Below are 826 nucleotides of genomic sequence, written 5' to 3' on the forward strand. Positions count from 1 at the left end.
TCGACCTGCCATCAGATGCCTCCAATGGAGGAAGGAAAGCACGAAGTTCATGGCGTAGGGCCATGGCGTGCAATGACTTGCGCATTGCGGCTTTGTCTCATACGCCAGACTTGCCGGAAACGAGGCTGGAGAACCTTGATCTCGATCACCCAGCCCTTCGCAAATCGACATGTCTGGCGTCGAAACCGCTACGCTGCCTTTTTCTTTCTGCCCTTGCTGGCTGCGGGAGGGGGTGGTGGCGGAGCGCTGATGGCCTTCCGATTCATCTGACCTAGTCCCAATTCCTTGGCCAGACGTGAGCGTGTGGCTGAATAGTTCGGCGCAACCATGGGATAGTCCGAAGGCAGCCCCCACTTCTCGCGATACTGCGCCGGCGTCAGACCATAAGCGGTTCGCAGATGCCGGGTCAGCGATTTGAATTTGAGGCCGTCTTCCAGGCAGATCACGTAATCGGGCGTGACGGATTTCTTGATCGGAACGGCAGGTTTGAGCGGAATATCCGCCTCGACCGGCTTGAGATTATTCAGACCGGTCAAGCTTCCATGCACTGTACGGATCAAATCCGCGAGGGAAGCGGTGGCGACCTGGTTGTTGGCAACATAGGCCGAGACGATGTCGACCGTCAGGTCGACCAGGCTTGTGTCTTCTTCGAGCATGTTCAGTCACTTTCTTTTTTGCGGTGATGTCGAAGTGAGTGACATTTTTCTTTATGTGCGCAGCTTTGTGGACCCGATCGGGGAGTGTCGGGAATTCCGTGTACGGGCTGGCGGTTGACCATCAAGCCGTCATGGCCCTGATGAAGCGGTCGCCGAAGAGCACGGCGAAT

General features: G+C 56.5%; 1 protein-coding gene. It reads right to left on the reverse strand.

Translation table 11 applies throughout. The annotated features are described in order from the left end of the window. Window positions 1-188 precede the first annotated feature (188 nt). Window positions 189-656: a MucR family transcriptional regulator gene (locus tag ACTJKX_RS38160; protein WP_440728499.1), complete on the reverse strand. Its 468-nt coding sequence runs from the start codon at window positions 654-656 to the stop codon at window positions 189-191. Window positions 657-826 lie beyond the last annotated feature (170 nt).

The organism is Labrys sp. 22185, from assembly GCF_052045555.1.
Lineage (GTDB): Bacteria > Pseudomonadota > Alphaproteobacteria > Rhizobiales > Labraceae > Labrys > Labrys neptuniae.